This window comes from Streptomyces sp. WELS2, assembly GCF_013870595.1.
In the GTDB taxonomy this organism is placed as follows: Bacteria; Actinomycetota; Actinomycetes; order Streptomycetales; family Streptomycetaceae; genus Streptomyces.
Genome location: NZ_JACBWZ010000999.1, coordinates 1 through 2050, shown reverse-complemented (window position 1 = coordinate 2050; position 2050 = coordinate 1). Strand labels below are relative to the sequence as shown.

Annotated in this window: 2 protein-coding genes; both read right to left on the bottom strand. The window is 71.7% G+C overall.

Annotated features, from left to right (window positions below):
• Positions 1-1024, bottom strand: a 1024-nt coding sequence (locus tag H5J33_RS32795) for a maltokinase N-terminal cap-like domain-containing protein (RefSeq protein ID WP_181798353.1), incomplete at its 3' end; no start/stop codon positions are given.
• Positions 1025-1114: 90 nt separating this feature from the next.
• The coding region (locus H5J33_RS32790) for an alpha-glucosidase C-terminal domain-containing protein (RefSeq protein ID WP_181798352.1) at positions 1115-2050 on the bottom strand (936 nt) is incomplete at its 5' end.

The window sequence follows — 2050 nt, the reverse complement described above, 5'->3', positions numbered from 1 at the left end:
GCAGGCACTGCCCCAGGTGCAGATCGCCGTGCACCCGCTGGGCGGTCCAGGTGCGGCCCTCGGCGGCCAGGTCGGCCAGCGCGGTGTAGGCCGAGCGCAGCCCGGGTTCGTACGGCGTCAGGGCCGGCACCGCCCGCACGGCCGCCGCCAGCCGCTCGGTCATGCCGTCGACCAGCGACTCCAGTTGAGGGCGGCCGAGGGTGACGGTGGGCAGGGCACGGGCGAGCGCGGTGTGCACCTCGGCGGTGGCCCGGCCCAGGGCGTGCGCCTCCGCCGCGAAGTCCTCGCCCTTGGCCAGCTCGCGCAGCGCCAGCTCCCAGCCGTCGCTCGCCCCGCTGACATAGGGCTGGAGCACGGCGAGCACATACGGCTCCCCGCCCGGCTCGGCGCGCAGCCAGCCCGTCGGCGCGGGCACCCGGGGGCAGCCCTCGCGGGCCAGGGCGAGCGGCAGCTCGAGGTCGGGGTTGACGCCGGGCACCACTCGGCGCAGCACCTTGAGAATAAACGTATCTCCGTAGACGACGGACGAGTTGGACTGCTCGGCGGTCATCAGCCGGGCCACGAGACCGGGCCGGATCTCCTGGCGCGTGTCCCGATCGAAGCACAGCACGCCGACCCGGGTCCGGCGGCGCAGGGCCTCCAGCAGCAGCTCGGCGGGCCGGGGGTCGTACAGCGCGTCGTACACCGTGCAGCCGGCGAGCGGACCCTTGGTGACGTGTCCGATCAGCGCGGGCGCCAGCCGGGGCGGCAGCGCCCGGCGCACGCCGACGAGGAGCTGGTAGCAGTCGCCGGCATGCGGTTCGCCGCCCGGCGCGGACGGCTGGTGGACCCGCAGCAGCAGGTGGTACAGGCCCAGCCGGCCGCCGGGCGGCAGCAGTTCGGTGACGGTCACCGGGGTGAAGGCGGTGACCGGGCGCCCCTTGCCCGCGAACCAGCGCTGCCGGGGCAGCCAGGTGCGCAGCAGGGGGTCGAGCGAGGCGAGGAGTGAACCTGTGGTGCCTAAGGGGGTGACCGTTTCCGCCATGGCGTCACGTCCTTTCCCCGGGGAGTAGTCGGGGTGTTACTGAGGGGTGCCCCGGGTGGGACGGTGGAAACCGCCCCACCGGGCGCCGGGTTACGCGGCCTCGCGGCGCAGCCGGAACCAGTAGAAGCCGTGTCCCGCGAGGGTGAGCAGGTACGGCAGTTCGCCGATGGCGGGGAAGCGCACCCCGCCGAACAGCTCGACGGGATGCCGTCCGCCGAACCGGCTGAGGTCCAGCTCCGTGGGCTGGGCGAAGCGGGAGAAGTTGTGCACGCACAGCACGAGGTCGTCCTCGTACTCCCGCAGGAAGGCGAGCACCGCCGGGTTGGACGACGGCAGTTCGGTGTAGGAGCCGAGTCCGAAGGCGGGGTTCTGTTTGCGGATCTCGATCATCCGGCGGGTCCAGTGCAGCAGCGACGAGGGCGAGGACATGGACGCTTCGACGTTGGTGACCTGGTAGCCGTAGACGGGGTCCATGATCGTGGGCAGGAACAGGCGCCCGGGGTCGCAGGACGAGAAGCCGGCGTTGCGGTCGGGGGTCCACTGCATGGGGGTGCGGACGGCGTCGCGGTCGCCGAGCCAGATGTTGTCGCCCATGCCGATCTCGTCGCCGTAGTAGAGGATCGGTGAGCCGGGCAGGGACAGCAGCAGGGCGGTGAACAGTTCGATCTGGTTGCGGTCGTTGTCGAGGAGGGGGGCGAGGCGGCGGCGGATGCCGATGTTGGCGCGCATGCGGGGGTCCTTGGCGTACTCGGCCCACATGTAGTCGCGTTCCTCGTCGGTGACCATCTCCAGGGTGAGTTCGTCGTGGTTGCGCAGGAAGATGCCCCACTGGCAGCCGGAGGGGATGGCGGGGGTCTTGGCGAGGATCTCGGAGACGGGGTAACGGGATTCGCGGCGTACGGCCATGAAGATGCGGGGCATCACGGGGAAGTGGAAGGCCATGTGGCACTCGTCGCCGCCGGCCGAGTAGTCGCCGAAGTAGTCGACCACGTCCTCGGGCCACTGGTTCGCCTCCGCCAGCAGCAC